This is a genomic window from Agrobacterium larrymoorei (assembly GCF_013322225.1).
In the GTDB taxonomy this organism is placed as follows: domain Bacteria; phylum Pseudomonadota; class Alphaproteobacteria; order Rhizobiales; family Rhizobiaceae; genus Agrobacterium; species Agrobacterium larrymoorei_A.
The window spans coordinates 79,023-105,128 of record NZ_JAAMFB010000005.1 but is presented as its reverse complement, the minus strand read 5'-3'; the positions used below and the strand labels follow the sequence as shown (position 1 = coordinate 105,128).

The window sequence follows — 26,106 nt, the reverse complement described above, 5'->3', positions numbered from 1 at the left end:
TTACGCGTGGCGGGCGAAGAATGCGCCCCATGCCGGAAGTTCAACTGTGTTGTCGTTCAATTCTGCCTTGAAGCCATGCCCATCCAGCACGTCCCACCGGCCTTGCGGCAGTTCGGCCTTTGCGGGCAATGCCGAGAGATTGAACAGGCAAAGGATCGTCTCATTGCCCAGAATGCGGCTGTAGCTCGAAATCGTGGCATCGGCCTCATGGAACTCGATCTTGCCCTTGGCGAAGGCCGGGTGCTGCTTTCTGAACGCCAGGAAGCGGCGGTAGTGTTCAAGGACCGAGGCCTCATTGCCCTGCTGGGCGCTGACGGCGCGCATCTTGTGTTCGGTCGGAATTGGCAGCCAGGTCTTATCCGATGTGGAGAAACCGGCCTGTGCATGGCCTGCATCCCACACCATCGGCGTGCGGCAACCATCGCGGCCCTTGAATTCCGGCCAGAACTGAATGCCGTATGGGTCCTGCAGATGCTCGAAATCGATCTCCGCTTCCGTCAGGCCAAGCTCCTCGCCCTCATAGATGCAGACCGAACCGCGCTGGGTCATCAGCAATGCGGCGAGAACCTTGGCGAAGGCATCCTTGTCATCGACGATCTCGCCCCAGCGGCTGACATGGCGCACGACATCGTGGTTGGAAAACGCCCAGCAGGCCCAGCCCTCGGGCGCAGCCTGCGCAAACGCTGCCTGAACATCCGAGATGCGCTGCGGGGTCAGCGCGTCCGGTGCCAGGAATTCGAAGGCGTAACACATCTGCATCTTGTCATCGCCGGAGGTGTATTCACCGACGATTTCCAGACCGCGCTGGCTGTCGCCCACTTCACCCACCGCTGCAATATCCGGGAATTCGTCCAAAACAGCGCGGAAGCGCTTGAGGAATTCAAGGTTCTCCGGGCGGTTCTTGTCGTAGATATGCTCCTGGAAATTATAGGGGTTGACCGCTGGCGCGGTCGAGGCGTTGCGGCGCTCCGGCGCAAGGGCCGGGTTATCGCGCAGTTGCTCGTCGTGGAAATAGAAGTTGATCGTATCGAGGCGGAAGCCATCGACGCCGCGCTTCAGCCAGAAGCGGGTGATGTTCAGCAGCTCTTCCTGCACGTCCGGGTTATGCAGATTGAGATCCGGCTGCGAGGTGAGGAAGTTGTGCATGTAATATTGCATGCGCGTCGGGTCCCACTGCCAGCCGGCTCCACCGAAGATGGAGAGCCAGTTGTTAGGAGGCGTGCCATCCGGCTTGCCATCGCTCCACACATACCAGTCCGACTTCGGGTTCTGGCGGCTGGAGCGGCTTTCCACGAACCATGGATGCTGATCCGACGTGTGCGAAAGAACGAGGTCGATCATCACCCGGATGCCGAGGCGATGAGCTTCCGCGATCAGCCCGTCGAAATCGGCGAGCGTGCCGAACATCGGGTCGACATCGACGTAATTTGATACGTCGTAGCCGAAATCCTTCATCGGTGAGGTGAAGAAAGGCGAAATCCAGATGGCATCCGCACCGAGATTTGCGATGTGCTCGAGGCGGGACGTGATGCCCTTCAGGTCGCCGATGCCATCGCCATTGGAGTCCTGATAGGAGCGCGGGTAGATCTGATAGATGACGGCGCCGCGCCACCAGTCCTTGTCTGCTTTCAGAGCGGAGGAAACACTATCAGTCATCGCAGTATCCTGTTGGGTATGAGCATTCATCTGGACATTCATGGGATCGATCAGCCTCCCTTGACGGAGCCTGCGAGCAGGCCGCGCACAAGGTAACGTTGGAGCGCAAAGAAGACGCAAAGCGGCACGACGATGGTGACGAAGGCCGATGCGGTGAGGATTTCCCAATTGCCGCCGCGCGAACCAAGCAGCGCATTCAACGCACCCGTCAACACCAACTCATCCTTCTGCGTACCGAGGAAGACCATAGCGACGAGCAGGTCGTTCCACGTCCAGAGGAACTGGAAGATGGCGAAGGAGGCAAGTGCCGGGAAGGACAGCGGCAGGATGATCTTGACGAAGATTTCGAAATCGCTTGCACCATCGACACGCGCGCTCTCGATGATTTCCTTCGGCAGACCGGAAATATAGTTGCGAAGTAGATAGATGGCGAGCGGCAGGCCAAAGGCGGTATGTGCGAGCCAAATACCGGCATAGGTTTTCGATGGGACGCCGAAGACATTGCCGATCCAGTTATAAAGCTGAAGCAACGGAATGAGCGACATCTGCAAAGGCACGACGATAAGGCCTACAACGAGCGCGATCATCAGCGAGCGCCCGCTGAACTTCATCCACGAAAGCGCATAAGCCGCAAAGGCCGCAATCAGGATCGGGATGATCGTGGCGGGGATCGCCACCGTCAGCGAGTTGACGAAGGACTGGCCGATACCCTCCGACGTCAGGACGGTGCGGTAGTTGTCCAGTGTGAAGATCGGCGGTGTGGCAACTGCCACATAGACGCGCTTGGCGCGCGAGCCTTCGAAGCTTGCATTTTTGCTGTACTGGTAGCTGCCGTCCTTGTTGACGAGCAGCGTTTCGCCATCGCCCAGATCGGCGGTTTCACCAGCGTCGAATGCGGTCGGCTCCTGCACACGCACGCCGAAAGCCGAGACATTGCCGCTCTTGCCTTCGCCGAAGACGTTACCGGCAATGACGAAGCGGTCGCCTTGCTGGGTTTGGGTAGAAGGATCGCCCAAGCGCAAGGCCTGCGTCTGGCTGGAACTGGAGAAGGCCGTCCACCAGCCTGAAACAGTGATCTGGTCCTTGTCGCGCAAAGAGCTGACGAGAATGCCGAGCGTCGGCAAAAGCCAGAGGATGACGACGAAAAGCACGCTGATATGGACGATGAGGCGCGGCAGGCCGATGCGGCGGATGCGGGTTGCAATGCTCATATCAGCGGCCCTCCATCTCGCGGTTTGCCTGGCGAATATTCCAGATCATGATCGGCGTAACGGCAGCCATGATGATGAGCGCGATGACGGCACTTCGCCCGCTATCCCCGCCGCCACGGAACATCCAGTCGAACATGAGGTTGGCCAGAACCATGGTGTTCCACTGGCCGTTGGTCATGGTCAGCACGATATCGAAGACTTTGAGGACAAGAATGGTGATGGTCGTCCAGACCACGGCGATGGTGCCCCAGATTTGCGGAACGAGGATTTTCCAGAAAATCTGCCAGCCGTTTGCGCCATCGATCACAGCAGCTTCGACGGTTTCTTCCGGTATGCCGCGCAGCGCCGCAGACAGGATGACCATGGCAAAGCCGGTCTGGATCCAGATGAGGATGACCATGAGGAAGAAGTTGTTCCAGAAGGGCATGGAGATCCACACTTCCGGAGTGCCGCCGAAGAACTCGACGATGGCGTTCAGCAGGCCGATCTGCGTCTGCCCCTCGCCGCGATATTCATAGATGAACTTCCAGATAACGGAGGCACCGACGAAGGAAATCGCCATAGGCATGAAGACGATGGATTTGGCGATATTGCCCCACCAGATGCGGTCGGTCATGACGGCAATGACGAGACCGAGGAAGGTGCAGGCGGCAGGCACGACCGCAAGCCAGAGAATGTTGTTGAAGATCGACTGACGGAAACCGGCGTCATAAAGCGCCCAACGATAATTGGCGAGGCCGACGGGATTTGTGCCGGTTCTGTCATAGAAGGACAGGATGAAGGTCGCGATGACGGGATAGACGAGGTAAACGGCCAGAAGCAGCAGCGCCGGGCCGATGAAGAGCCATGGCCGCACCGCCGCACGTCTGTTCAGATTGCGTGATGCGTGGATGACATCGCCATCCCTCACCGGAAAGATGAGCTGAAGCGCTTTATCGGACAGCCAGTAATAGGCGGCGCAGGCAAACACGCCGACGATCACGACGCCGAGTGCCGAGACGATCTGGGTAATCATAATTCCCTCCCCGTATTCCGTTTTTATGCGATGCCCGCCACTCAAGACTTCAGCGAAGCATTTGCAGAGGAACGGCCCGGCAATGGCGACCACTGCCGGGCGGAAGTCTCGATTACTTGAGGCCGTCCCAAGCCTTCTGGATGTCGTCACCGACCTGCTGGGCAGACTTGCCACCGACGAAATCCACCATGCCCGTCCAGAATGCACCGGCACCGATCTTGCCGGGCATGAGGTCCGAACCGTCGAAGCCAAAGCTGGTCGCCGTGGTCAGGATTTCACCCTGACGCTTGGTCTGGTCGCTGGCATAGGTATCCAGATTGACCTTTTTGTACGGTGTCAGGAAGCCGGACTGCGCCATCCAGACTTCATGGGCAATCGGCGTCTTCAGGAATTCGACCAGAGCGCGGGCCGCCTTGGAATCCTTGGTAATGGTGAACAGCGTTCCGGCACCGAGAACCGGCTTTCCAAGCTCAGGCTTCGACGCGAATGTCGGCATGTAGAAGAAATCGACATCCGTACCGACCTTCGTTCCCTCCGGGAAGAAGGATGGAATGAAGGAGGCCTGACGGTGCAGGTAGCACTTCGGCGGAATGTCAAAGAGGCCCTTCGGGCTATCGCGGAAGTCGGTGGAGGCAACGGCTGCGACGCCGCCGGATACATATTTGTCGTTCTTGGCGAACTTGCCGAATTCCTCGATGGCCGCAACCACGCGCGGATCGTTGAACTTCACCTCGTTCTTGGTCCATTGCAGGTAGACGTCGAGCGGCTGCGTGCGCAGCATGAAGTCTTCCACCCAGTCCGTACCCGGCCAGCCGGTCGCACCGCCGGAGCCGAGACCGATGCACCATGGCGTGCCGCCATCGGCAACGATCTGGTCGGAAAGCTTGACGAGGTCTTCCATGGTCTTTGGAACTTCGTATCCTGCCTCCTCGAAGTTTTCAGGCACGTACCAGACCAGCGACTTCACGTCCGCCTTGAAGGGAAATGCGAAATAGGCCTTGTTTCCATCCTTGCCTGGATAGATGCCGAGATCCACCCAGGACTGACCGGCACCGTAATTTTCCTTCACCCAGTTCGCGGTCTCATCGCCCAACGGCGTCAGCAGACCCTTGGCTGCGAGATCGGCGAGAAGTCCCGGCTGCGGCAGGATCGCGACGTTTGGCGGAGAACCGGCCTGCGTATCGATAACGATCTGCTGCTCATAGTTTTCCGAGGAGGAGTAACGGACATTGACGCCGGTCGCGTCGGCAAAATAGGCGAGAACCGACTGGAACAGCGCCTCATCTTCGCCGCGCCATGGGCCAAAGATCGTCAGCGTTTCGCCCTTCAGGCTGGCATTGGCGGCTTTGTAGTCCTCGTAGCTCTTCCAGTTGAACTTGCTGTCTTCACCCGGCTTGAACTTCAACTCTGCCGCGAATGAACCGCCAGCAATAAGCGTGGCAATAGCGACTGTTGTCCAGAATGTCTTTTTCATGTGATCTACCTCCCATCACAGAACAAGGCTTGGCCTTTGCAATTTCATAATTCAAAGCGCTTTGGCTGGCTATTCATCTCATTGAGGATCAAAGAGAGTCAAGAGCCTTCATCAACTACAACCTGTTCTTGTCGGTTCCGCAGTGCAAAACAAATTAATTGCACTGCGGCGAGCATTTTCAGATTGTGACTATGATAGACAATTGATAGCGTTCAAAGCGGTTTGGAGACGGTAGGAGGAGCCTTTTCCGATCTCGGCAAAATTCAGAACGATGGTGGAGGAGGCTGCGACGTGAACCTGAAGCAATTATCGCAGTTACTCGGTATTTCTCAGACAACCATCAGCCGCGCCCTCAACGGCTATCCCGAAGTGAACGCGGAAACACGAAAGAAGATCATCGAGGCCGCGCAGCGCACCGGCTATCGCCCCAATGCTGCCGCGCAACGGCTTGCGACCGGCAAGGTGGGCTCCATCGGCCTGGTCATGCCAACCGGCCCTGAACATCAGTCGGATGTGCATTTCGGAGAGTTTCTGAGCGGACTTGGCGAGGTTTCGGCACGCGAAGGGTTTCACCTCGTCATCATGCCGACTGATCCCAAGGACGAGGAAAGCGCACTTAAGGAGCTGGCGGCAAGCGGGCGCGTGGACGGCATTTATCTCGCCTATATGAAGAAGAACGACAGCCGCATCGCGATGATGCAAAGCCTTTCGATCCCCTTCATGGTGCATGGCCGGTCCTGGGGTGTGGAGCCGGATTATCCCTTTCTCGATGTGGACAATGAGGGTGCGTTCCACGATGCGGCGTCACTGCTGCTCCAGCTCGGCCATGAAAATATTGCGCTTTTGAACGGGCCGGAAGGATATGACTTCACGTTCCGGCGCTATCGCGGCGTGAAATCGGCGCTTGCCGATCAGGGACATTCGCTTGATCCTGACAATGTCAGCCATAGTGTGATGACGGATGAGGCCGGGTTCCTCACGATGGAGCGGTTGCTCGACCAGTCTAGGAAACCGACCGCCGTTCTCTGCGCCTCCACGGCACTTGCGCTCGGGGCGATACGTTCGCTCAACCAGCGAGGCTTAAAGCCCGGGCGCGATATTTCGCTGATTGCCCATGACGACGTTTTGCCGTTGCTCAAGCCTGTGAATTTCTCCGTGCCACTGACGACGACGCGGTCATCGCTGCGTGCTGCGGGACTTCGCGTGGCCGAACGGTTGATCGCGCAGATCAAGACCGGGCGCATGGAGCCGTTTCAGGAATTATGGAAGGCAGAACTCGTGGTGCGAGCGTCGACAGGCCCCACACCACGCTGATGCTTAGAATTTTGGCGCGGTCTGCCCCAGCGCACGATGTGCTGCGATCACAGTATTGGCCATCAGCATGGCAATCGTCATGGGGCCAACGCCGCCGGGAACCGGCGTGATGGCCGCGGCGACCGCACTCGCCTCTTCATAGGCCACATCACCCACCAGCCTAGACTTGCCCTCGCCCTTTTCAGGCGCAGGAATACGGTTGATGCCGACATCGATGACGGTCGCACCGGGCTTGACCCAATCGGCCTTGACCATCTGCGGTCGACCCACGGCGGCAACTAGAATATCCGCTGCCTTGCAAACGGATGCCAGATCCTTGGTGCGGGAATGCGCCATGGTGACGGTGGCATTTGCGTTGAGAAGCAGTTGGCCCATCGGCTTGCCGAAAAGGTTCGAGCGGCCGATCACGACCGCATTGAGGCCAGAAAGATCATCACCGTGGATGCTGTGCACCAGAAGCATCGCTCCGGCGGGCGTGCAGGAAATAAGGCCGGTTTCGAGATCTCCGACCGCGAGCTTTCCAGCATTGAGAACGCCCAGACCGTCCACGTCCTTTTCCGCCAGGATCAACTGGATGACGGCATCTGAGTTGAGATGTTTCGGCAGCGGAAGCTGAACCAGAATGCCGTGAATCGAGGCATCGGCGTTCAGCGTCGCGACCAGTGCCTCCAGGTCTTCCTGTTTCGTGTCTTCCGGCAGGGTGTGCTGGATGGAATTGAAACCGCACTGCTTGGCCATCTTGCTCTTGGAATTGACATAGGCGTGGCTTGCCGGATCATCGCCGACGATGACGACTGCAAGTCCCGGCTTGGTGCCTGTCTGTTGCTCCAGACGTTCGGACGCTTCCCGAACAGCATCCGTAACGGATACCGCCTTGGCCTTGCCGTCGATTATCACCACCATAAGCCTGCCTCCTGAGAACTCGATGACTATCTAGGTCACGGTGACGATCGAACCCTTGCCTCCGCGCGACAGGTTGTTGTCTTAACGGAAGAAGAATAAGCGTCCGGCAGCAATTTTTCCAACGGACGACCGTCGCCGATGTTCCCATAAGCGAGACAGTCACCACGACCTCACGCCGTAATGCTTCGCGGCCTTCTGGATTGCAAGGGGAATCAAACGCTCAGGCGCTTTTCCGCAAGGCGTCTTCCGCATTGCTGTGTTCGCGAAGCTGCTCTTTCAAAAGAGCAAGCTCCTGACGCAGAAGTTTCAGCTCATCGGTTTCTGCCTCAGCATGTTCGGCGTCACCGGCCAACGCGGCAGCCAGCAAGGGTGGCAGTCTGAATGGCGCTGGCGCAGTAGAGGCACCCTCAGGACGAACGAGATTACCCATCAGAACCTGCCTTACCCGCTCATCCAGCGGCACGTCGTTGGCAGCTTCCTGATAATCATCGTCCAAGACTGCACGATCCTCATCGTGCAAGGCCGGGACTTCGGCAACATGTACCGTCTCAATGTCCGCGTTTTGCAGATCATCGAACAGGCCGGGTTCGATCTCGATTGGCTCGGCAAATACGGGAGCCTCATCCACAACAGGTTCCAGCAGGATTTCACCTTCGCCAACCGCAATATGGTTTGCCGCGTCCGGAACAATCTCCTCCTCCATCTGCTCCGAAGGACGGAAGCTGAGGATCAAGAGGGAAAGCAGGAAACCAAGCAACCCGCCCCCTGCGGCCATCAGGCCAGAGCTCGCATTATCGTAACGCGCCGTTCCCGCCTCTGCTTTCTCCAGCAGGGTAGCAGTCACGTAGGGCGCACGCGCAAACGGACCGACCTTCTCGCTGGCTGCAAGATAATCGCGCCGGGCATTGCCAAGAGCAGCTTCCAGTCGCGCCAATTCAGCAGGCGCATCGCCCAGTGCGGCCAACTGATTTTCGAGTTCGGTCCGATCTGCCGACTGCTTGTCGAGCGACGCGGTAACGGTGCTGTCTTCCCGCTTCACCGCTTCGAGCCCCTGCCGGGCGGCGGTGAGCATGCCTGTGCGTGCAGCATCGACTGCGCCTTGGGCTGCAATCGAACGGGGATGCTTGGGGCCATGATCGACATTGACCTCGGCAAGTGCCAGCTTGGCAGCGTCGTAGGTCTGGCGCATCCCTTCCGCAGGCGCAAATGCGGCAAGTGCCGGCAGGCTCTTCGTCAGGATATCGTCGCGTTTCATGGCGGAAACGGTGGCGACAGCGTCTTTCAGCTCTTCCGAATGCCGCGAGAGCGCGGCGATGGTGGCATCCGTATCAAGCCTGCTCTGCTGCAAGCTCCTGATACGGGAGATCGTCTCTTCGCCATGCCGCATCTGGAAGCCGGTCAGCGCCGCATCGGCGTTGTCGAGCCCCTTCCTTGCCTGCTCCAGAACCTGCAAGCCAGGTTCGTGACCGCGAATACCGACTTCCCTGATAATCCGGCTGGAGACGTAATCAGCGATACGTTGGGCCATCTCGGGTGTCGCCGCGACAGCACTGACATCGATGCTGTTATCGGATGCAGAAATGCCGATGGATTTTTGCAGGGCATTTTCTGCCGGATTGACAGGTGAGCCGCTATTGCTCTCATCCTCGAAAAGCATATCCATCAGGAAGCCCATTCGGCTTGCCTGCGGACTGCCGCCGACATCCTCGGCCTGCAATTGCAGATCGGAAACGGCAAGACCGAGGCTGATGGGGGAGAGAACCGCTTCCCTCACCTGCATAATCGTGCGGCTGACCTCTGAAGAACTGCTGTTCGAGGCAGACACGGCGATGGTTGCGTTCGAAACATACCCCTTCGGTCCCTGATCCAGCAGGATGCCCGGCAGGAACGCTCCCGCGCCCGTAAGCGAGAGGATAACGCCTGCAGACAACAGGTTATGCCGCAGCGAAAGCGAACGAAGTTTCGCTCGAATCCTCTTGGACGACGGCAGCTGAAGCGTTTCTTTCTCAAAAACCATCGCAAACTCGCAAGGTTGTATGGACGTCTGGATTGGTCCGAAATATCACCAAACCCTAAAGCAACATGGCAAACAAATAGTTAACAAAAGCGTGTCTTCGGCCCGCTGGTTTGCGCCTTTCCGCTTTCCGCTCAAGCGCCTTTCCGTAAGTCCCACGCAAGATTGTCGGTCTAAACCGGGGACAGATTAAACACGGAGAACTGTCATGCAGCCGATTCAGCTGTTTGCACTGGCATCCCGGCAGGCGGAGTGGCTTTCTGTCCGTCAGGAAGTCGTCGCCACCAACATTGCCAATGCCAGTACGCCAGAATATCGCGCTAAGGACGTTCTGCCATTCGAAGCCGAAATGAAATCGGTGGGAATGCAGATGGCTCGCACCAATCCTGCTCATTTCGAGCTTGCGGTGGCGGGTGGCGGCAAGGTCGAAATCAAGGACGCGAAGCTTGCCGATGAAATCGGCGTGCAGGAATCCGGCAACACGGTTGGCCTTTCGACCGAAATGGCCAAGACCGGCGAAATCAAGCGGCAGTTCGAGCTGAACACGCAGCTCGTCGGGTCCTTTCACAAGATGATGATGAGCGTGGTGGGCAAATGATGGATTCTCTCGCGTCTTCATTGAAGATCGCAGGCAGCGGCATGGAAGCGCAGGCAACGCGGTTGCGTATCGTCTCGGAAAACATCGCCAACTCCCGCACGACAGGCGACACCCCCGGCGCCGACCCCTACCGTCGCAAGACGATTACTTTCGCATCAGAGCTGGACCGGGCAACCGGCACCAATCTGGTGGGCGTGAAGAAGCTCGGGGTCGACCGGTCCGATTTCACCATGGAGTACGACCCGGACAGCCCGGCCGCCGACGATAAGGGCATGGTCAAGCTGCCCAACGTCAACATGCTGATCGAAATGGCCGATCTTCGGGAATCGAACCGCGGCTATGACGCCAATCTCCAGGTCATCAAGCAGAGCGGCGACCTGATTACATCAACCATCGACCTGTTGAAGGCTACGTGATGATCATCGACCCTCTTGGCAGCGTTAAGTCGCTGAACGGTAACTCCGCACTCGACGGCCTGAAGGAAATTTCCGGTGGCCTGAATTCGCTTGCAAGCGGCGCTATCTCAACCGCAGCAACCGCCGTCACCGGCCCGAGCTTCGCAAGCGTTCTCGGCGGCGTCGCGCAGGATGCGGTCGACAGCCTGAAGAAGAGTGAAGCGCTTTCCTTCGCCGGTATCGAGGGCAAGGCCAGCACGCGTGAAGTGGTGGATGCGGTCATGCAGGCCAACCAGACGCTTCAGACCGCAGTCGCTCTGCGCGACCGACTGGTGTCAGCCTATCTCGACGTCGTGAAAATGCAGATTTGACCCTTGAGGACGTGAAGACATGAGAGCGCTATCTATCGCAGCAACGGGCATGGATGCCCAGCAGACGAACCTTGAGGTCATCGCGAACAACATCGCGAACATCAACACAACGGCTTTCAAACGCGGCCGTGCCGAGTTTACCGACCTTCTGTACCAGACGGAACGCGCGCAGGGCGTCATGAACCGCGCAAACCAGTCCGTCGTGCCGGAAGGCGCGAATATCGGCCTCGGTGTACAGACCTCCGCCGTCCGCAAGCTTCACCTTCAGGGCGAAGTGACGCAGACCGGAAACGATCTCGACGTCGCGATCATCGGCAAGGGCTGGTTCCGCGTGGAAGGTCCGAACAACGAAGTCCTGTATACTCGCGCCGGCGCGTTCAACAAGGATGCAACCGGACGGCTGGTGACGATCGACGGTTATGGCGTTCTGCCCAACATCGTCATCCCGAACAACGCGACGGATGTCACCATCAGCCAGGATGGTAACGTCGCGGCCCGTATCGGCAACGCCAATACGCTGACGCAGCTTGGCCAGCTGAGCATGAGCAACTTTGCCAACGAGGCCGGGCTGCGTCCCCTCGGTGACAACCTGTTTGCGCAGACCGAAGCGTCCGGCGCTCCCGTTGACGCCACGCCGCAGACCGAAGGTTACGGGTACGTCAAACAGCATTACCTGGAAAGCTCCAACGTCGATGCGGTCAAGGAAATCACCGACCTGATCTCCGCGCAGCGCGCTTACGAGATGAACTCCAAGGTCATCACTACCGCAGACGACATGGCGAAGATCGTCAGTCAGAACCTGAAATAACCGAAGGTAGGGTAACATGAAGTTTCGCCCGAAAATCGTGCTTGGCAGCATTTGCAACATGGCCTTTGCCGTGACGGTCGCTATCGCGGTAATTGCGCCGCAATCGGCTGTTGCCCAACAGAGAAACGCCGTTGTTCCCACAGCCATGATTTTTCCGGGCGAACCCATCTCCCGCAATCAGGTGACCGAAGTGCCGGTCACCAATCCCAACATCGCCCCCGGCTATGCGGATAATGTGGAAGCCGTTATCGGCAAGGTTTCGAAGAAGACGCTGGTCGCAGGACGTACGATCCCGCTTGGCGATCTTCGCGATCCCTTCACCATCCAGCGCGCCGCAAACGTGCGGATCACCTACAGCAAGAGCGGCATGAAACTATCCGCCTCCGGGACCGCGCTGGAAGACGCGATGGCCGGTGATCTGGTGCGCGTGCGCAATCGGGACACGGGCGTAACGATCAGCGGAACCGCCATGCAGGACGGAACCGTGGAGGTTTTTGAAAGATGAGTTTCCGCCAGGGTCTGATCGTTGCCGCCTTGACCGTCGCAACATTGTTTACCGGAGCGCCAGCGGTGCAGGCGCAATCGAGCGCACGCATCAAGGACATCGCTTCCTTGCAGGCGGGGCGTGAAAACCAGCTTATCGGCTACGGTCTCGTCGTTGGTCTTCAGGGGTCCGGCGATAGCATGCGCGCCTCGCCGTTTACCGAGCAGTCGATGCGGGCCATGTTGCAGAACCTCGGCATTTCCATGCAGGGCAACCAGACCAGCGCCAATAACGTGGCAGCGGTCATGGTCACGGCAAACCTTCCTCCATTCGCAAGCCCCGGCAGCAGGCTGGATGTAAACGTGAGTTCGCTGGGCGACGCTTCCTCCTTGCGCGGTGGCACGCTGATCATGACCTCGATGTCCGGTGCCGATGGGCAAATTTACGCCGTCGCACAGGGCTCCGTCATCGTTTCCGGCTTCAATGCCGAGGGACAGGCAGCCCAGTTGACGCAGGGCGTCACCACATCCGGGCGGGTTCCGAGCGGCGCGATCATCGAACGCGAGCTGCCTTCGCAGTTCAAGGATTCGGTCAACCTCGTTCTGCAACTGCGCAATCCCGATTTCTCGACAGCCACCCGTGTTGCCGATGCGATCAACGGCTTTGCCCGTACCTCCTTCGGTGAACCGATCGCCGATGCACGGGACTCGCAGGTGATCTTCATCCAGAAGCCCAGAACCGCTGACCTGACACGGCTGATGGCCAGCATCGAAAACCTTGCCGTCGAAACCGATACGCCCGCCAAGGTCGTTATCAACGAGCGTACCGGCACCATCGTGATCGGCGCGGATGTGCGGATTTCCCAGGTGGCGGTCAGCTATGGCACGTTAACGGTTCAAGTCACCGAAACGCCGCAGGTCATCCAGCCCGCACCCTTCTCCCGTGGGCAAACGGCAGTCCAGCCACAGACGGATATCATGGCGCAGGATAGCGGCGGGCCGGTTGCGATCCTCGAAGGACCGAACCTTCGTTCGCTGGTTGCCGGGCTGAACAACATCGGCGTCAAGCCGGATGGCATCATCTCCATCCTGCAAGGCATCAAGTCGGCAGGCGCCCTGCAAGCGGAGTTGGTATTGCAATGATAGCAAAAGCACTTGAACTCTTCACCCCGCGCCGCACGCTGGCCGCACTCTTCCTCATGGCTGCCGCCCTGCCCTCCGCCCGCGCGCAGGAACAGCTTCGCGTCACCTCCGGCGACACCAGCGGTCAGGAAATCCAGCAATATTGCACGAACATCGTCGATCAGGCGCGTGACCAGCGTTACCTGATGCAGAAGCAGGATCTCGAAAAGCTCCAGCAGGACGTCAATGACCGTATTACGGTGATGGAAGCGCGCAAGGCGGAATACGAAGACTGGCTGAAACGTCGCAATGACTTTCTTCAGCAGGCGGAAGCCAACCTCGTCGACGTTTACAAGGCCATGAAGCCCGATGCCGCCGCACCGCAGCTGGAAGAAATCAACGCCGGTATCGCCGCTGCGATCATCATGAAGCTGCCCCCGCGCCAGTCGGCCCTGATCCTCAGCGAGATGGACGCCAAGAAGGCCGCCCTCGTCGCCTCGATCATGTCCAGCGCGACCGATAGAACCACATCAAGAGATCCGTCATGAACAAAGCGCTCATTCTCCTTCTTGCCGCCTCCAGCATCCTGACGGGCTGCAAGAGTGTGACGGAAAGCCAGACCCTCAAGGAAATCGGCAATGCACCGGCAATGAGCCCCATCGGCAGCGGGCTCCAGTTCAGCCAGGCGCCGCAACTGTCGTCCTATCCGAAACAGCCGCTGCGCACCGCCAGCGGATATTCGTTGTGGAGCGACAGCAAGGCTGCACTTTTCAAAGACGCCCGTGCGCTCAATATCGGCGATATCCTGACGGTCAACATTCAGATCAACGACCGGGCTTCGTTCGACAACCAGACGGATCGCAAGCGCGAAAACAACCGCGACACGTCATGGACCGCGGACGCTCAGATCCTCGGTTGGAAGCCCAGGGCCGACTCGTCGCTCACCTTCGACAACACCAGTGAAGCCAACGGCAAAGGCTCGATCAACCGATCCGAACGCCTGACGCTTCTGGTGGCAGCCGTCGTGACAGGTATTCTCGAAAACGGAAATCTCCTGATTTCCGGCTCGCAGGAAGTGCGCGTCAACCATGAGATCCGTATTCTGAACGTCGCAGGTATCGCGCGTCCGCAGGACGTGAATTCCGAAAACACGATCTCCTACGACAAGATTGCCGAAGCACGCATCTCCTATGGCGGTCGCGGCCGTCTGATGGAAGTTCAGCAGCCACCTGTTGGCCAGCAGGTCGTGGACCTGTTCTCCCCGATCTGATGATCGGCGGGAGCGACGCTCCCTTCGTCAACAGAGACCGAACCACAAGTCTTTTACAGGCGCTAGAAATGGCATTAACGAATTTGACGGCGATCGATCCACCGGTTCAGAAGAAGCAGTCGCCGATTGCGACCATCGGCATCGTCGCGGTGCTGTCGCTTCTCGGGCTCGGCGGCGGATGGTTCGTCGGCAAGACACTGCTTGTTCCAGCACCTGCGGTTACGGCTGCGCCTGCCGAGCAGGCCCCCGCGGCCGAGCCTGCGGCAGAACCAGCCGCTGGCGAACACGGTGCAGCACCGGCCGGTGGCGAACATGGCGCGGCAGGTGCAGCGGCAGCCAGCCTCATAACCCTTCCGCCCATTGTCACGAACCTCGGATATCCGACGGACAGCTGGATAAGGCTTGAACTCGCACTGCAATTTTCCGGCCCGGGCGACGACGCAATCGCGCAGGAATTGCACCAGGAAATACTGGGTTACCTGCGAACCGTTTCCCTGCAACAGGTGCAGGGGCCGCGTGGCTTTCAATATCTTAGGGATGACCTGAGAGAAATCGTTGACCTCAGATCAAAAGGGCGCGTATCCAAGGTTCTGTTCAGAACCTTTGTGATCGAATGATTCGTAAACTTTCCTATCTGGTGTTCTTTGCCCTCACACCGGGGCTTGCCTTCGCTCAACAATCACCGGCGGATTTGCTTAATCTGCCGCTTGATGGTTCTGCTGCGGGCTGGATCATCCGCACATTCGGGCTGCTGACGGTTCTGTCGATTGCGCCCGGCATCCTCATCATGGTGACGAGCTTTCCGCGCTTCATCATTGCCTTCTCGATCCTGCGATCCGGCATGGGTCTTGGAACGACGCCATCCAACATGATCCTCACCAGTATGGCGCTGTTCATGACGTTCTATGTCATGGCGCCGACCTTCGAAAAATCATGGCAGGATGGCATACAGCCGCTTCTCCAGAACCAGCTTACAGAAGCTCAGGCCGTAGAGCGCGGTGCAGAACCCTTCCGTACTTTCATGATTGCCAACACACGGCCAAAGGATCTGGCGCTCTTCGTCGACCTTGCGACCGAACGCGGTCAGGAAACGCTGAATGGCACCCAGCCGCAATATCGCGTTCTGGTTCCTGCCTTCATGCTGTCCGAAATCCGGCGCGGCTTCGAGATCGGCTTTCTCATCATCCTGCCCTTCCTCGTCATCGATATGGTCGTGGCGACGATTACCATGGCGATGGGCATGATGATGCTGCCGCCGACATCGATCTCATTACCGTTCAAGATTCTGTTCTTCGTTCTGATCGATGGATGGAACCTGCTGGTCGGATCGCTCGTCCGCTCGTTCTCTTAAATATGTGCTCCTCTCGGTTTCCCTGATCGGCCATATCCACGCAACAGCTCGGCCTCCTGCCGTCATGCTCGGGCTTGTTTCACGGCTCTCCGATATCAAACGATATAGCAGTTTTACGCAAAACTCTCCCCACCATCATTCCTGTTCTTGTTACAGGAATCCAGCCAACGCTCTTCTGCGCGGCGAGAAGAGTTCTTTCAGCCCAAAGACTTGGACTGACTGGATTCCTGTCCAAGGACAGGAATGAGGGCGGATAAGACTTCGCGAATGATCCATGTCAGCGGGAATTGGCCGGCACGCGAAATGCGGCAGAAGCAGTCAAATCTTGCAAATAGCCTTCAAAACGGATCGAAGCATTGACTGACCAGAGAGTGCTTTACGTAAAGATCAAAAAACAGGTGTCAGCAATGGCAAAACACCGTCAAAAAAAGCGCCATGATAATAGACAGCTGAATACATCAAACCGGACAGCAGTGCCCTTCTCATGCTCGAAAACGACAAAGCCTGAAACGCTTCACGTTCCAGGCTTCGATTGATTTATCGCTGCATCAACAAACTCAGTGAGACGATCCCGAAGCCGCCTTGGGCGGTGGCGCGTCGGTATTGGCCACGATATGCTGCGGCTGACGGTTCGGGTCGCGCGCTTCGATATCGTCCTTGGTAATGTAGTCCATCTGCTCGACCAGCACGTCCTTGACGAGGGGCTTGCCGAGGCGGGTATTGAGGCCATCGCGAATTTTCGCCTTGAACCCGGCGACATCGAACTGGTTTGTATCCTTGATATCGACGATCTTGTCGCCGACCAGCAATGTATAAAGCTCGTCGGTCAGGAAGACAGGAACCGGCTCATGGACCTGCTTGAGCAGCTCCTCATCGACGACAAGCGTCGAGCGAACTAGGAAGTAGCCCGCCACGGCACCATCTGAAAGAACCGGCAGCGTGACGGTTTCACTCTGGATGAATTGCGATGGCGGCGCTGCGGCGACCTCGCTTTGCGCAGACCCACCCCCGAATTTCGCAGCGGCATAAACGCCGCCGAGCGTCATCACCAGAATCCAGAGACCTGTGGCAAGAAGTTTGATCATTGCGCTTCACGGGCAAATTGCTGGATGGAGTAGGTGCCATCGTCTTCCGCACGTTTTGCGGCAGTCTTCAACAGATCCACCACTGCCTTTACTGCAAAGAGATTGGCCTCGACGCGCCGGGTATTGACCGCCAGCTTCGCCTTGATATCGGTAAGCTGCTGCTTGTGGGCGCTGGCAATCTGCTTGCCGTCAACATCACGCATCAGCATGCTGAGTTCATAAAGGCAACGGCTCTTGTGGGCGTTCGACTGCTTCAGATCGAATTCCGGGTCTTTGCCGATACGCTCGTTCTCGTTATCGATCACCGTTTCCAGCCGTCCGAGAATGGCCTGAATTCTGTAGTCGTTATTCACTATTTCCATGGGTGTCTCAGCGCTCCGCCTGATCAGCCTTCGGCTTCTTTCGTGTCTGTGGTCGAGAAGGTGCGACGCTGGAAGTCGGTCACCATGCTCATCGTAAGGTCTTTCTGGTCCTGATCGCCGGATGTGACTGGCGCAGCATCGCGCTGGCGTTGCAGGGCCTGCGAATAAGCCTGCTCGGCGATACCGATTCCACCGCGTTTGGAAACGGCGTCAGCCATCTGCTCGGCCATCATGCCCTTCCAGAAGTCGCCTGCCGACCCTTTGCCGTAGACCTCTTCGCTTTCCTTCGGCATCATGCTCTGGATGAACGTCGAAAGAATGCTGGATTCGAATTTCCGGTAGGTCTCTGGAATTTTTTCGTGTTCGGCAGGTGGCTGCATCTTGTGAAGCCCCGCCTTTCCTGCTGCCGTTTCCAGGCTTCCTATCGCAGATTCAAAGCCCGCATTGCTGGCAGTGAGGATCGCCGCCTCATTGGCCGCGCTCGTTGCACGCAACTTCTCACGCGCTGCAGAAACCTGCATCGGGTCGGCAGCATTGACGACATCGAGTACGAGGTCGCTTGGAGGGGAAATGGCCACTTCGTCATCCTTTTCCGGTTAGATCGGATGACGATACGGCTTCAACCTTGCTGGAGGCTGGAGGACTTGATGCTCATCTGAAGTTCGATGAGTTCGTAGATGCTGTTGTCTTCACGCTCGCGCATTTCGTCGTCACGCGCAGCATCGCGTTTGTCGATCAGGCGTTCGCCTTTTTTCGTCTCTCTCAGGAGATGCATCTCCTGTGCTTCCTGCATCGCTTCCAAACGCATATCGCGTGTCTTGAGCCTGGCGTGCCGGACAACGTAATGCTTGAGAAACTCCTGATGCAACGGATCACCAGAGGTCAGGTAGCCGCTCAGCGTCTCTATCTTGTCGGCAAGATCGTTTCGCTCGCGCGTGGTGATGGCGAGTTCGTTTTCCGCCATCTTTTTCAGATGCCCCTGGACCTTGGCCAGTCTGTCCAGCTTTTTGGATTTCAACGGGTCCATGGTGCCTCACATATTCGCGAAGATCGGGAAGAAGCCGTTCACGAACTGGTTGACCACCGCTCCGATACCGAAATAGAGCAGCAACAGGCCACCGGCCAGCGCGTAAGGCGTGGAGATGAAGTAAACCGGTATCTGCGGTGCGAGCTTGTTGATCAGTCCGACTGCGACGTGAAATAGAAAACCGTAAAGAATAAAGGGACTTGCCACCCTCAGCGCAGTGTTCATGGCCGCAACCAGCGTGTCGGTCAGGGTGATCAGCATTCTCTGCATGCTGATCATGCCGCCCAGCGGTATCGAGGAATAGGACTCCACGATGGCCCTGAACACGACATGGTGGAAATCCAGCACGAACAGCAGCAGCAGCGTCCCATAGGTCAACATGCTCGTTAGCTGGCTTTCGGACGTGCCTTCCAGCACGTCCTGCGCAGGTGGACCGTTCAACGCGATGGCGGTTCCAATTGCTGTCGACGCGAATTGCATGCCGAGGAAATAGAGATGCGCGATCATCCCGAATGTCGCGCCGATCAGCGATTCGAACAGGATGTACCTGAAGAAGGTGATGTTATCGCCCCGGGCCACCGGGTAGATCGTATCCCAAAGCAACGGCAAGATGGCCAGCGACAGGGCGAAGGCAAGAAACAATCTGATCTGCACAGGCAGGCGCGCCGAGGAAAAACCGGGCATCACCATGACGCAGGCGCCGATCCGGCAAAATGCCAGAAACAGCGCCATGATTGTTCCCTGCGGGTCTGAGATCATGAAATGGAGCCGAGTATCTTGATTTCCGTGCCCTTGGCCAGTTCGACGTGAGAGAGGACCGGAAGCGTGCTGAACAGACGCTCCGTGATCATGCGTACATATGGCCGCGTTTCGGGCAGAGTGACAAGTACGAATGGCAGGCCGACATCCATGTATTCACGGATAACTTTGCTTGCCTCGTTGCTGAACTCCTCCACCTGGCGCGGATCTATGTCGAATTCGATGACATCGCCCTTGCCATCGCGCTTGATGGCCTGCTGGAATGCGAGATCCCACTTCGTCCCGAGACGCAGGACGCGCAGCACGCCATTGTCGGAAAGGTCGCCGCAGATCTGCTGCGCCATGCGGATGCGAACATGTTCCACGATCTGTTCCGTCTTGCGAAGATGTGGTGCGAGCTCGGCAACGGCTTCCAGAATGAGATGCAGGTTGCGGATCGATACACGCTCCGCCAGCAAAAGCTTCAGGATCGCCTGCAGGCCGGAATAGGACATGTGCGACGAGCAGATTTCGTCTGCCAGTTTCTTGTATTCCGGATCAAGGCGGTCGATGAGGATTTTCACGTCCTTATAGGACAAAAGCATCGGCAGGTTGTTGCGGATGACCTCGCTGACATGCGTTAGCAGCGCCGAAATATTGTCGATCGGATGGAAGCCCTCGCGCTTCAGATCTTCCACGAAGTTTTCGAGCACGGAAACTGCAGGCATGCCAAATGCCGGTTCTCTTACATCGTCTCCGGGTACGGACGGCCTGCGGCCCTTGCCGGTGATGACGAGGACTTCACCCACGCGCAACGTGCTTGCGGCAACCGTGGTCCCGTGAATTCGTATCTGGTAGGACTTGTCCGGTATCGCAATATCGTCCGTGACCTTGATCTCCGGAACGACGAAGCCGTATTGGGCAGCAAACTTCTTGCGCATCTTGCCGACCCGGAAGCCAAGCTCCTGATGTGCGCCCAGGAGGCGCGGCGAAACCTGCTTGCCCAGCGCAAGCTCGATTTCGGTGGTGCGAAGAACGTTCTTGACCGTATCTTTCTCGGTCTCCTGAACCTTCGCGGTGTTCTTTTCTTCTTCGGCACGCACGGCTGCGCGCTCGCGCTCCAGCTGCTTTGGAATGATCCAGGCGGCAGCGGCCAGCATCACGCTCAAAAACATGAAGGGCAGAAGGGGCAAACCAGGAACGAGCGACAGAACCAGCATCAGGCCCGCGGCCACCGAAAGCGCACGGGGGTAACCGCTAAGCTGACCGATGACGGCCACGTCGGTCGAACCTTGCGTCCCGCCACGGGTCACGATGAGACCTGCGGCAAGCGATACGATCAGCGCGGGAACCTGCGAGACGATACCGTCACCCACAGAAAGCTTGACGAAAACGTCGGCCGCTTCACCCACGCCCATGCCGTGGCGGAAAACGCCAATGATGATACCGCCGCAGATGTTGATCATGGTGATGATCAGACCGGCCACGGCATCACCGCGGACGAATTTCGAGGCACCGTCCATCGCACCGTAAAAGGAGCTTTCCTCCTCCAGCTCGCGACGACGCTTCTGCGCTTCCTTCTCGTTGATTATGCCCGCCGAAAGGTCGGCGTCGATGGACATCTGCTTGCCGGGAATGGCATCGAGGGTAAAACGCGCGCCGACTTCCGCGATACGGGTGGCGCCCTTGGTGATGACGATGAAGTTCACCACGATCAGGATGAGAAAGACGATCAGACCGATAACGAAGTCACCGGACATGACGAGGCTGGCAAAGCCCGCAATGACGCCACCGGCAGCGTCGTGACCCTGGTGTCCGTGGGACAGGATGACACGCGTCGTCGCAATATTCAGCGCCAGACGGATCATGGTGGCGATCAGCAGAATTGTCGGGAAGGAAGAGAAATCCAGAGGACGCTGGATCCACAAGGCGACCATCAGGATGAGAACGGAGAAGGCAATGGAAAATGCCAGCCCCATGTCGATCATGAAAACCGGGATGGGCAGGAACAAGATGCACAGGATGGCAACGATGCCGACGGCAAATCCGATATCGCGGCCAGCCGGCGCTAATTTCGGAAGGGGCATTGTGCTCGGAGGCGTCGCCATTCTAACTCCATCTCTTCATGAGAATATGCAAGCGGGTCCGGGCCTCCTGTCATTGGATAGCCCTGCCGACCAACGGACATAGATCGACGTCCCAGCCTTATTCGGTCAAGCTTGCGCGAGAATGGATGAAGCCTGTCGTTTCCGGGCACAGGCGCGCGATAAACACGAAGCGTCACAGGTTGAGATTTTCATCGAGTTGAGATATGGTTGTGTTTCGCGCAATGACAGCGTGCAAAGCGGCCATGGGAAGGCCTGACAATGCAAGGCTCGTTATGGCTGCGGATTTTTCGACTTATACAGGCTTTCTGATGGTCAACAGGGACATGAAGTCGTCCCTGCAAACCGTCGCGAATCAATCGGCGGTCGCACGCGATACGGAATATTACAAAGAGCGCATCGGCAGCATTACCTCCGTTGACGACTTTCTTGACGACTACCGCCTCTATTCTTACGCCATGAAAGCATATGGTCTCGAAGAGATGACCTATGCGAAGGCGTTTATGCGAAGGGTTCTGGAGAGCGATCTCAAGGATACTTCCAGCTTTGCAAACACCCTGACCGACAAGCGTTATCTGCAATTTGCCGAGGCATTCAATTTCTCCGGCGACACCAAGACTGCGCAAAATTCCGCGCAGGCCGGACAGTTGACGGACGCGTACCGCGCTTCTTTTACGACAGAGCAAACCAATATCGAAACAGAGTCGGATTTCTTCCAGCGCCAGATCGGGTCGGTCGGTAACGTCGATGATCTGGTCAACAACACACGACTGCGCACCTATGTACTGGATGCGGTCGGGCTCGATCCTGTCTTCACGTCCAAGGAATACCTCAAGCAGGTTCTGACAAGCGACCTCGACGACCCCAACAGCGTGGCGAACCAGGCTCAGAACCCGGCGTGGAAGAAATTGACTGCTGCGTTCAATTTCAACGCGGACGGCTCCATCAACGGCTCCGCGCAGACGGCGGACCAGACGGAAGATCTTGGACTGGACTATGTCTTCAACAAGTCGACATTCCCATCCGATCTCCTGCGGGATTCCAACCAGAGATACTGGGAAAAGAACGTCGCCAAGGTCACTACGGCAGGCGAACTGACGTCCGACCCGAGACTGCTGGATTATGTGAAGACTGCTTTCAAGCTCAGCAACACGATCATGCCGGGCAGCGTTGCAAGCCTCATGTCCAGCGAGAACTTCGCAAACGTGTATGGCAACACCCAGTTGCTGGACTATTTCAATTTCGAATCCGATGGCACGCTGGCCAACGGAAATTCCGCGCAGGACGCAACGCAATTTGCAAGGCTGGCAGGCCTTTACCGAACATCGTTCGCCGACAGTCAGACGGCTGATGTGGATGACGCGATTTCAAATTACGAAACGCGTATCGCAGGCGTCAAGACGCTGGATGACTTCTTCATATCCAATCGCAGGGATGAGGACAGGAACAACGATAACGTCACCGAGGTTTGGGACGTGGCGCTGCGGGCCTTCGGCATAGACGCCGATCAGGTCACGCAGTCTCAGCTGAAAAGAATACTTTCCAGCGACCTCAACGATCGCAACAGCTACGTCAATACGCTGCGGGACGAACGTTTCGTCAATCTCGTCAAGGCGTTCAATTTCACGCCGGGCGGCGAACTCGGGGCGCCTGTCATCGCGCAGTCCGAGAGCATTACCAATAACTTCGCAACAGACTATGTTGCCAGCAAGGTCCGCTTCCTGACCGGCCCGGAACGCGACGCCGCCACCAAAAAGGCAAATACTGAGGTCGACTATTTCAAGGAGCAGATGCTGTCGGTCAAATCGGCACGCGAAATGCTCGCCGACAACCGGTTGAAAAACTTCGTTCTCGAAGCCAACGGCATAGATCCAGAAAGTGTGACGACTGCCGATTTGCAGCGCATGTTCACCTCCGATCTTTCCGATCCAAGAAGCTCTGTGAACACGCAGGAAAATGGCCGCTTCGCGGAAATCGTCGCGTCCTTCAACTTCGATGCGACAGGCGCGGTCAGCGAGACCGCCGCGCAAGGCATTCAGCAGCGCGGCGCGGTACTGGAAACGACAAATCGTTACGCGCAGCAGACGCTCGAAGAACAGCAGGGTAATACCAATCCCGGTGTACGACTGGCACTCTATTTCGAGCGGACCGCGCCGACTGTCGGCAGCGCCTTCACCATCTTGAGCGATGATGCCCTGTTCGAATTTTTCAGAACGGCCTATAGCCTGCCTCAGACGATTGCCAACATGGATGTATCGAAGCAGGCCGACCTCGTGCGCAAGTATATGGATGTCGAGCGGCTTCAGGACCCCGATTACGTCACGAGTCTGGTGAAGCGGTTCACCGCGCTTTACGATTTGCAGAACAGTTCGACCGCATCCCCTGCTCTCTCGATCATGAACGGAGGGGCATCGATCAATCCCGACACCCTGCTCGCCGTGGCCCAGCTTTCTTCACGCTGAGGCTCTGAAGCCCAACGCAAAACGTAGCGGCGGTGGATACCGTAATGTAAACCGCCTGCAAATGACGGGATTTAAAGCATGGAGCGTGCAAGAGCCTGACAGGGCTTACCTTAGTGCATTCATTGAGTAGATGACGATGCTGCCGCTGCGAGTTTCGCTGGAAATGCTCTATTCGCTCGAGCGGAATTCGCCTTCCGCTTTCTGTTCGTCTTCCGCAACTGGAATGGCATAGGCCCCGGTCAGCCAACGCGACAGGTCCAGTTCCCGGCATCGATCGGAGCAAAAGGGATAGCTTTCGCGCGTCGACGGCCTTTTGCATTCGGGGCATGGCTGTGATTTGCGCAAAGGCGTGACCTTCGCCGTTTCACCGTTTTCTGTGCTCATGGATTTTCAACCTTCCTGCCAGGCGGATGCCACCTCGAAACCTTCACCGGCAAGTAACGCGGTCGTTTCGTATAGGGGTAGTCCAACGACATTCGTGTATGAGCCGGTCAGCTTCTGCACGAAGCATCCGGCGATGCCCTGTATCCCGTAAGCACCCGCCTTGCCGCGCCATTGGCCGGAGGCGATGTAGCTTTCGATCTCGTGCTGCGACAGCCGCTTGAAGCGGACTTTCGTTTCGGAAACCTTCTGGCGGACTTTGCCGCCAGGGGTGATCAGGCAGACGCCCGTATAAACCCAGTGGCTGCGACCCGATAGCAGATGCAGGGCAGCGGAGGCGTCTTCAATATATTCAGCCTTGCCAACGATGCGGCGACCGACGGCGACGACGGTGTCGGAGCCGAGGACATAGGCATCCTTCCACGCAAGCTCACCCTTTACAGCCTTATGCGCGGCCTGCGCCTTCTGCAAAGACAGGCGGCGGCAGAGCGTGCGGGGGTGTTCAAGCCTCGCTGGGGTTTCATCGATATCCATGGGCATCAGTCTCGCGGGCTCGATGCCCACCTGATGCAATAGTTCGAGACGGCGTGGCGATCCGGAAGCAAGGATCAGCTTTTGTTTTGGGTCTGTCATGCTCTGCCAGCCGTCCGATCTGTCGGGCGATTACTTGAAACGGTAGGTGATGCGGCCCTTGGTCAGGTCGTAAGGTGTCATTTCAACCAGCACCTTGTCGCCTGCAAGAACGCGGATGCGGTTCTTGCGCATGCGGCCAGCGGTGTGGGCAATGATTTCGTGCTCGTTTTCCAGCTTCACGCGGAAGGTCGCGTTGGGCAGGAGTTCGGTGACGACGCCCGGGAATTCGAGGACTTCTTCTTTTGTCATGTAAGGTTTTTCTTCCTGTTGATGGTACCGGACTTTGTCAATCCGGGAAAATTGCGCGGAAACTACACAATCGCCGCACATTTGTGAACCTAAATTGTCGCTCGTCTCAAAGCGTTTCCGAAAATGGCTGCGCGCGCTGTGGAAGGCGCTCGGAAATAAGCTTTTTGAGGTGATCCCGCACCTCGCGGTAGGCGGCAAGCCGCTGCTCTCTGGTTCCGGTCTCAACCGTGGGGTCCATGGTCGGCCAGTAGACGACATCGAGCGCATTGTAACGCGTCAGCTCCAGCGCGGCGTGATGAGCTTCAGGCGTCAGCGTAATGATGAGATCGAAGAAATCGTCCTCGATCTCATCCATCGTGCGTGGCTTGTGTTTGCCGAGCGTCAATCCCGCCTCGTCTAGCACCGCGTCTACGAAAGGGTCACGCTCACCAGCGCGAACGCCCGCCGACTGAATATAGATGCCCGGCGCGACCAGCTGCTTGGCAATGACTTCGGCTATGGGAGAGCGAATGGAGTTCATGCCACACATGAACAATATGGCGCGGGGTGCCTTCGCTTTCAAGTCGGCGTCTTTCAAGTCAACGACACCCGTGGCCTCCATCTTCAGCCCCGCCAATAGAGTACACAGACGAGCGTGAAGAGGCGACGTGCCGTATCGAAGTCTACATTGATCTTACCGGAGAGACGATCCATCAGCGTTTGCGAACCATCATTATGGATGCCACGCCGCCCCATATCGATGGCCTCGATCTGGCTTGGCGTAGAGGAGCGGATAGCCTCATAATAGCTTTCGCAGATCAGGAAGTAGTCCTTGATGATACGGCGGAACGGTGTGAGGGAGAGAATGTGGGTCGCCACATCCATTCCGTCCTCGGTCTTGATTGAAAAGACGAGCTTCGCCTCGACCAGAGAAATATCCAACTTGTAAGGGCCACCTTCATGGCCCAGCGGTTCGAAGCTGTTTTCCTCGATCAGGTCGAAGATCGCGACGGCGCGTTCATGCTCCACATCCGGCGTGGACCGGCCGATGCTCTCGTCCAGAACCACATCGCAAAGCCTGAAATCGCCAGCCGCCATAT

The 26,106-nt window shown here is 57.5% G+C and carries 29 protein-coding genes; 12 read left to right on the top strand and 17 right to left on the bottom strand.

Annotated elements, in window-relative coordinates:
* The 4 genes from G6L28_RS02140 to G6L28_RS02125 all read right to left on the bottom strand — a co-directional run bounded on the left by G6L28_RS02140 (nt 1) and on the right by G6L28_RS02125 (nt 5,356).
* The gene (locus G6L28_RS02140; RefSeq protein WP_174062133.1) at nt 1-1,656 is read right to left on the bottom strand and encodes an alpha-glucosidase family protein; all 1,656 of its coding nucleotides are present in this window, start codon (nt 1,654-1,656) and stop codon (nt 1-3) included.
* A gap of 50 nt (nt 1,657-1,706) precedes the next feature.
* The gene (locus G6L28_RS02135) at nt 1,707-2,867 is read right to left on the bottom strand and encodes a carbohydrate ABC transporter permease (RefSeq protein WP_174062132.1); all 1,161 of its coding nucleotides are present in this window, start codon (nt 2,865-2,867) and stop codon (nt 1,707-1,709) included.
* A gap of 1 nt (nt 2,868) precedes the next feature.
* A complete protein-coding gene (locus tag G6L28_RS02130; RefSeq protein WP_174062131.1) occupies nt 2,869-3,882 on the bottom strand; it encodes a carbohydrate ABC transporter permease in 1,014 nt (337 codons plus the stop codon).
* A 112-nt stretch (nt 3,883-3,994) separates the two neighbouring features.
* On the bottom strand, nt 3,995-5,356 hold the full coding sequence (locus tag G6L28_RS02125; RefSeq protein ID WP_174062130.1) for an ABC transporter substrate-binding protein: 1,362 nt from the start codon (nt 5,354-5,356) through the stop codon (nt 3,995-3,997).
* A gap of 291 nt (nt 5,357-5,647) precedes the next feature.
* Here G6L28_RS02125 and G6L28_RS02120 point away from each other — a divergent pair, with 291 nt between their 5' ends.
* Nucleotides 5,648-6,670, top strand: a complete 1,023-nt coding sequence (locus G6L28_RS02120) for a substrate-binding domain-containing protein (protein WP_174062129.1) — start codon at nt 5,648-5,650, stop codon at nt 6,668-6,670.
* A gap of 3 nt (nt 6,671-6,673) precedes the next feature.
* Here G6L28_RS02120 and folD read toward each other — a convergent pair whose 3' ends face one another.
* Entirely contained in the window at nt 6,674-7,573 is a 900-nt protein-coding gene (gene folD, locus G6L28_RS02115) for a bifunctional methylenetetrahydrofolate dehydrogenase/methenyltetrahydrofolate cyclohydrolase FolD (RefSeq protein WP_174062128.1), read from the bottom strand.
* Nucleotides 7,574-7,793: 220 nt separating this feature from the next.
* A complete protein-coding gene (locus G6L28_RS02110) occupies nt 7,794-9,590 on the bottom strand; it encodes a hypothetical protein (RefSeq protein WP_174062127.1) in 1,797 nt (598 codons plus the stop codon).
* A gap of 205 nt (nt 9,591-9,795) precedes the next feature.
* Between G6L28_RS02110 and flgB the strand changes: the two genes are divergently transcribed.
* From flgB to fliP, 10 genes are all read left to right on the top strand, one after another.
* Nucleotides 9,796-10,185, top strand: coding sequence for a flagellar basal body rod protein FlgB (gene flgB / locus G6L28_RS02105; protein ID WP_174062126.1), 390 nt, complete (start codon nt 9,796-9,798; stop codon nt 10,183-10,185).
* A complete protein-coding gene (gene flgC, locus G6L28_RS02100; RefSeq protein WP_174062213.1) occupies nt 10,185-10,601 on the top strand; it encodes a flagellar basal body rod protein FlgC in 417 nt (138 codons plus the stop codon). The genes flgB and flgC overlap by 1 nt, the downstream gene beginning before the upstream one ends.
* 2 nt (nt 10,602-10,603) lie before the next feature.
* A complete protein-coding gene (locus tag G6L28_RS02095) occupies nt 10,604-10,951 on the top strand; it encodes a flagellar hook-basal body complex protein FliE (RefSeq protein ID WP_174062212.1) in 348 nt (115 codons plus the stop codon).
* A 19-nt stretch (nt 10,952-10,970) separates the two neighbouring features.
* Nucleotides 10,971-11,759, top strand: a complete 789-nt coding sequence (gene flgG / locus G6L28_RS02090) for a flagellar basal-body rod protein FlgG (RefSeq protein ID WP_174062125.1) — start codon at nt 10,971-10,973, stop codon at nt 11,757-11,759.
* A gap of 16 nt (nt 11,760-11,775) precedes the next feature.
* Nucleotides 11,776-12,264, top strand: a complete 489-nt coding sequence (flgA, locus tag G6L28_RS02085; RefSeq protein WP_174062124.1) for a flagellar basal body P-ring formation chaperone FlgA — start codon at nt 11,776-11,778, stop codon at nt 12,262-12,264.
* Nucleotides 12,261-13,385 (top strand): flagellar basal body P-ring protein FlgI, encoded by a 1,125-nt coding sequence (locus G6L28_RS02080; protein WP_174062123.1) that lies wholly within the window; start codon nt 12,261-12,263, stop codon nt 13,383-13,385. Before flgA ends, G6L28_RS02080 begins: the two co-directional genes overlap by 4 nt.
* The gene (locus G6L28_RS02075) at nt 13,382-13,912 is read left to right on the top strand and encodes a MotE family protein (RefSeq protein ID WP_174062122.1); all 531 of its coding nucleotides are present in this window, start codon (nt 13,382-13,384) and stop codon (nt 13,910-13,912) included. Before G6L28_RS02080 ends, G6L28_RS02075 begins: the two co-directional genes overlap by 4 nt.
* Nucleotides 13,909-14,634 (top strand): flagellar basal body L-ring protein FlgH, encoded by a 726-nt coding sequence (gene flgH, locus G6L28_RS02070; protein ID WP_174062121.1) that lies wholly within the window; start codon nt 13,909-13,911, stop codon nt 14,632-14,634. Before G6L28_RS02075 ends, flgH begins: the two co-directional genes overlap by 4 nt.
* 68 nt (nt 14,635-14,702) lie before the next feature.
* Nucleotides 14,703-15,251 (top strand): flagellar basal body-associated FliL family protein, encoded by a 549-nt coding sequence (locus G6L28_RS02065; protein WP_174062120.1) that lies wholly within the window; start codon nt 14,703-14,705, stop codon nt 15,249-15,251.
* Nucleotides 15,248-15,985 carry a flagellar type III secretion system pore protein FliP gene (gene fliP / locus G6L28_RS02060; RefSeq protein WP_174062119.1) on the top strand — a complete coding sequence of 246 codons (738 nt, stop codon included), beginning with the start codon at nt 15,248-15,250 and terminating at the stop codon, nt 15,983-15,985. The genes G6L28_RS02065 and fliP overlap by 4 nt, the downstream gene beginning before the upstream one ends.
* Nucleotides 15,986-16,542: 557 nt before the next feature.
* On the opposite strand, the gene G6L28_RS02055 is transcribed toward fliP, so the two are convergent.
* Genes G6L28_RS02055 through flhA form a run of 6 tightly spaced genes read right to left on the bottom strand, consistent with a single transcriptional unit; the run spans nt 16,543 to nt 21,305 of the window.
* Nucleotides 16,543-17,070, bottom strand: a complete 528-nt coding sequence (locus G6L28_RS02055) for a hypothetical protein (RefSeq protein WP_174062118.1) — start codon at nt 17,068-17,070, stop codon at nt 16,543-16,545.
* Entirely contained in the window at nt 17,067-17,432 is a 366-nt protein-coding gene (locus G6L28_RS02050; protein WP_174062117.1) for a hypothetical protein, read from the bottom strand. Before G6L28_RS02050 ends, G6L28_RS02055 begins: the two co-directional genes overlap by 4 nt.
* Nucleotides 17,433-17,455: 23 nt before the next feature.
* The gene (locus G6L28_RS02045) at nt 17,456-18,010 is read right to left on the bottom strand and encodes a rod-binding protein (RefSeq protein WP_174062116.1); all 555 of its coding nucleotides are present in this window, start codon (nt 18,008-18,010) and stop codon (nt 17,456-17,458) included.
* Between the two features lie 41 nt (nt 18,011-18,051).
* Nucleotides 18,052-18,459, bottom strand: coding sequence for a hypothetical protein (locus G6L28_RS02040; RefSeq protein WP_174062115.1), 408 nt, complete (start codon nt 18,457-18,459; stop codon nt 18,052-18,054).
* Nucleotides 18,460-18,465: 6 nt separating this feature from the next.
* Complete coding sequence (fliR, locus tag G6L28_RS02035) at nt 18,466-19,218, bottom strand: flagellar biosynthetic protein FliR (protein ID WP_174062114.1); 753 nt, start codon at nt 19,216-19,218, stop codon at nt 18,466-18,468.
* The gene (gene flhA / locus G6L28_RS02030; RefSeq protein ID WP_174062113.1) at nt 19,215-21,305 is read right to left on the bottom strand and encodes a flagellar biosynthesis protein FlhA; all 2,091 of its coding nucleotides are present in this window, start codon (nt 21,303-21,305) and stop codon (nt 19,215-19,217) included. The genes fliR and flhA overlap by 4 nt, the downstream gene beginning before the upstream one ends.
* 242 nt (nt 21,306-21,547) lie before the next feature.
* Between flhA and G6L28_RS02025 the strand changes: the two genes are divergently transcribed.
* Entirely contained in the window at nt 21,548-23,764 is a 2,217-nt protein-coding gene (locus G6L28_RS02025; protein WP_234902438.1) for a DUF1217 domain-containing protein, read from the top strand.
* A 168-nt stretch (nt 23,765-23,932) separates the two neighbouring features.
* On the opposite strand, the gene yacG is transcribed toward G6L28_RS02025, so the two are convergent.
* The 5 genes from yacG to G6L28_RS02000 all read right to left on the bottom strand — a co-directional run bounded on the left by yacG (nt 23,933) and on the right by G6L28_RS02000 (nt 26,104).
* Nucleotides 23,933-24,148, bottom strand: coding sequence for a DNA gyrase inhibitor YacG (gene yacG, locus G6L28_RS02020; RefSeq protein WP_174062112.1), 216 nt, complete (start codon nt 24,146-24,148; stop codon nt 23,933-23,935).
* A gap of 6 nt (nt 24,149-24,154) precedes the next feature.
* On the bottom strand, nt 24,155-24,778 hold the full coding sequence (locus tag G6L28_RS02015; protein WP_174062111.1) for a Maf-like protein: 624 nt from the start codon (nt 24,776-24,778) through the stop codon (nt 24,155-24,157).
* 30 nt (nt 24,779-24,808) lie between these two features.
* Nucleotides 24,809-25,027 carry a translation initiation factor IF-1 gene (gene infA, locus G6L28_RS02010; protein WP_027673809.1) on the bottom strand — a complete coding sequence of 73 codons (219 nt, stop codon included), beginning with the start codon at nt 25,025-25,027 and terminating at the stop codon, nt 24,809-24,811.
* Between the two features lie 106 nt (nt 25,028-25,133).
* Nucleotides 25,134-25,556 (bottom strand): low molecular weight phosphatase family protein, encoded by a 423-nt coding sequence (locus tag G6L28_RS02005; RefSeq protein WP_174062210.1) that lies wholly within the window; start codon nt 25,554-25,556, stop codon nt 25,134-25,136.
* Between the two features lie 74 nt (nt 25,557-25,630).
* Entirely contained in the window at nt 25,631-26,104 is a 474-nt protein-coding gene (locus tag G6L28_RS02000; protein WP_174062110.1) for a UPF0262 family protein, read from the bottom strand.
* Nucleotides 26,105-26,106 lie beyond the last annotated feature (2 nt).

Coding starts and splice junctions, on each gene's coding strand:
- G6L28_RS02015 (WP_174062111.1), bottom strand. CDS start 24,778: ATGACAGACCCAAAACAAAAGCTGATCCTTGCTTCCGGATCGCCACGC.
- G6L28_RS02000 (WP_174062110.1), bottom strand. CDS start 26,104: ATGGCGGCTGGCGATTTCAGGCTTTGCGATGTGGTTCTGGACGAGAGC.
- yacG (WP_174062112.1), bottom strand. CDS start 24,148: ATGAGCACAGAAAACGGTGAAACGGCGAAGGTCACGCCTTTGCGCAAA.
- G6L28_RS02110 (WP_174062127.1), bottom strand. CDS start 9,590: ATGGTTTTTGAGAAAGAAACGCTTCAGCTGCCGTCGTCCAAGAGGATT.
- flgC (WP_174062213.1), top strand. CDS start 10,185: ATGGATTCTCTCGCGTCTTCATTGAAGATCGCAGGCAGCGGCATGGAA.
- fliR (WP_174062114.1), bottom strand. CDS start 19,218: ATGATCTCAGACCCGCAGGGAACAATCATGGCGCTGTTTCTGGCATTT.
- G6L28_RS02130 (WP_174062131.1), bottom strand. CDS start 3,882: ATGATTACCCAGATCGTCTCGGCACTCGGCGTCGTGATCGTCGGCGTG.
- flgG (WP_174062125.1), top strand. CDS start 10,971: ATGAGAGCGCTATCTATCGCAGCAACGGGCATGGATGCCCAGCAGACG.
- folD (WP_174062128.1), bottom strand. CDS start 7,573: ATGGTGGTGATAATCGACGGCAAGGCCAAGGCGGTATCCGTTACGGAT.
- G6L28_RS02040 (WP_174062115.1), bottom strand. CDS start 18,459: ATGGACCCGTTGAAATCCAAAAAGCTGGACAGACTGGCCAAGGTCCAG.
- G6L28_RS02055 (WP_174062118.1), bottom strand. CDS start 17,070: ATGATCAAACTTCTTGCCACAGGTCTCTGGATTCTGGTGATGACGCTC.
- G6L28_RS02125 (WP_174062130.1), bottom strand. CDS start 5,356: ATGAAAAAGACATTCTGGACAACAGTCGCTATTGCCACGCTTATTGCT.
- G6L28_RS02140 (WP_174062133.1), bottom strand. CDS start 1,656: ATGACTGATAGTGTTTCCTCCGCTCTGAAAGCAGACAAGGACTGGTGG.
- G6L28_RS02075 (WP_174062122.1), top strand. CDS start 13,382: ATGATAGCAAAAGCACTTGAACTCTTCACCCCGCGCCGCACGCTGGCC.
- flgA (WP_174062124.1), top strand. CDS start 11,776: ATGAAGTTTCGCCCGAAAATCGTGCTTGGCAGCATTTGCAACATGGCC.
- flgH (WP_174062121.1), top strand. CDS start 13,909: ATGAACAAAGCGCTCATTCTCCTTCTTGCCGCCTCCAGCATCCTGACG.
- infA (WP_027673809.1), bottom strand. CDS start 25,027: ATGACAAAAGAAGAAGTCCTCGAATTCCCGGGCGTCGTCACCGAACTC.
- G6L28_RS02050 (WP_174062117.1), bottom strand. CDS start 17,432: ATGGAAATAGTGAATAACGACTACAGAATTCAGGCCATTCTCGGACGG.
- G6L28_RS02135 (WP_174062132.1), bottom strand. CDS start 2,867: ATGAGCATTGCAACCCGCATCCGCCGCATCGGCCTGCCGCGCCTCATC.
- flgB (WP_174062126.1), top strand. CDS start 9,796: ATGCAGCCGATTCAGCTGTTTGCACTGGCATCCCGGCAGGCGGAGTGG.
- G6L28_RS02065 (WP_174062120.1), top strand. CDS start 14,703: ATGGCATTAACGAATTTGACGGCGATCGATCCACCGGTTCAGAAGAAG.
- flhA (WP_174062113.1), bottom strand. CDS start 21,305: ATGGCGACGCCTCCGAGCACAATGCCCCTTCCGAAATTAGCGCCGGCT.
- fliP (WP_174062119.1), top strand. CDS start 15,248: ATGATTCGTAAACTTTCCTATCTGGTGTTCTTTGCCCTCACACCGGGG.
- G6L28_RS02025 (WP_234902438.1), top strand. CDS start 21,548: ATGGGAAGGCCTGACAATGCAAGGCTCGTTATGGCTGCGGATTTTTCG.
- G6L28_RS02005 (WP_174062210.1), bottom strand. CDS start 25,556: ATGTGTGGCATGAACTCCATTCGCTCTCCCATAGCCGAAGTCATTGCC.
- G6L28_RS02080 (WP_174062123.1), top strand. CDS start 12,261: ATGAGTTTCCGCCAGGGTCTGATCGTTGCCGCCTTGACCGTCGCAACA.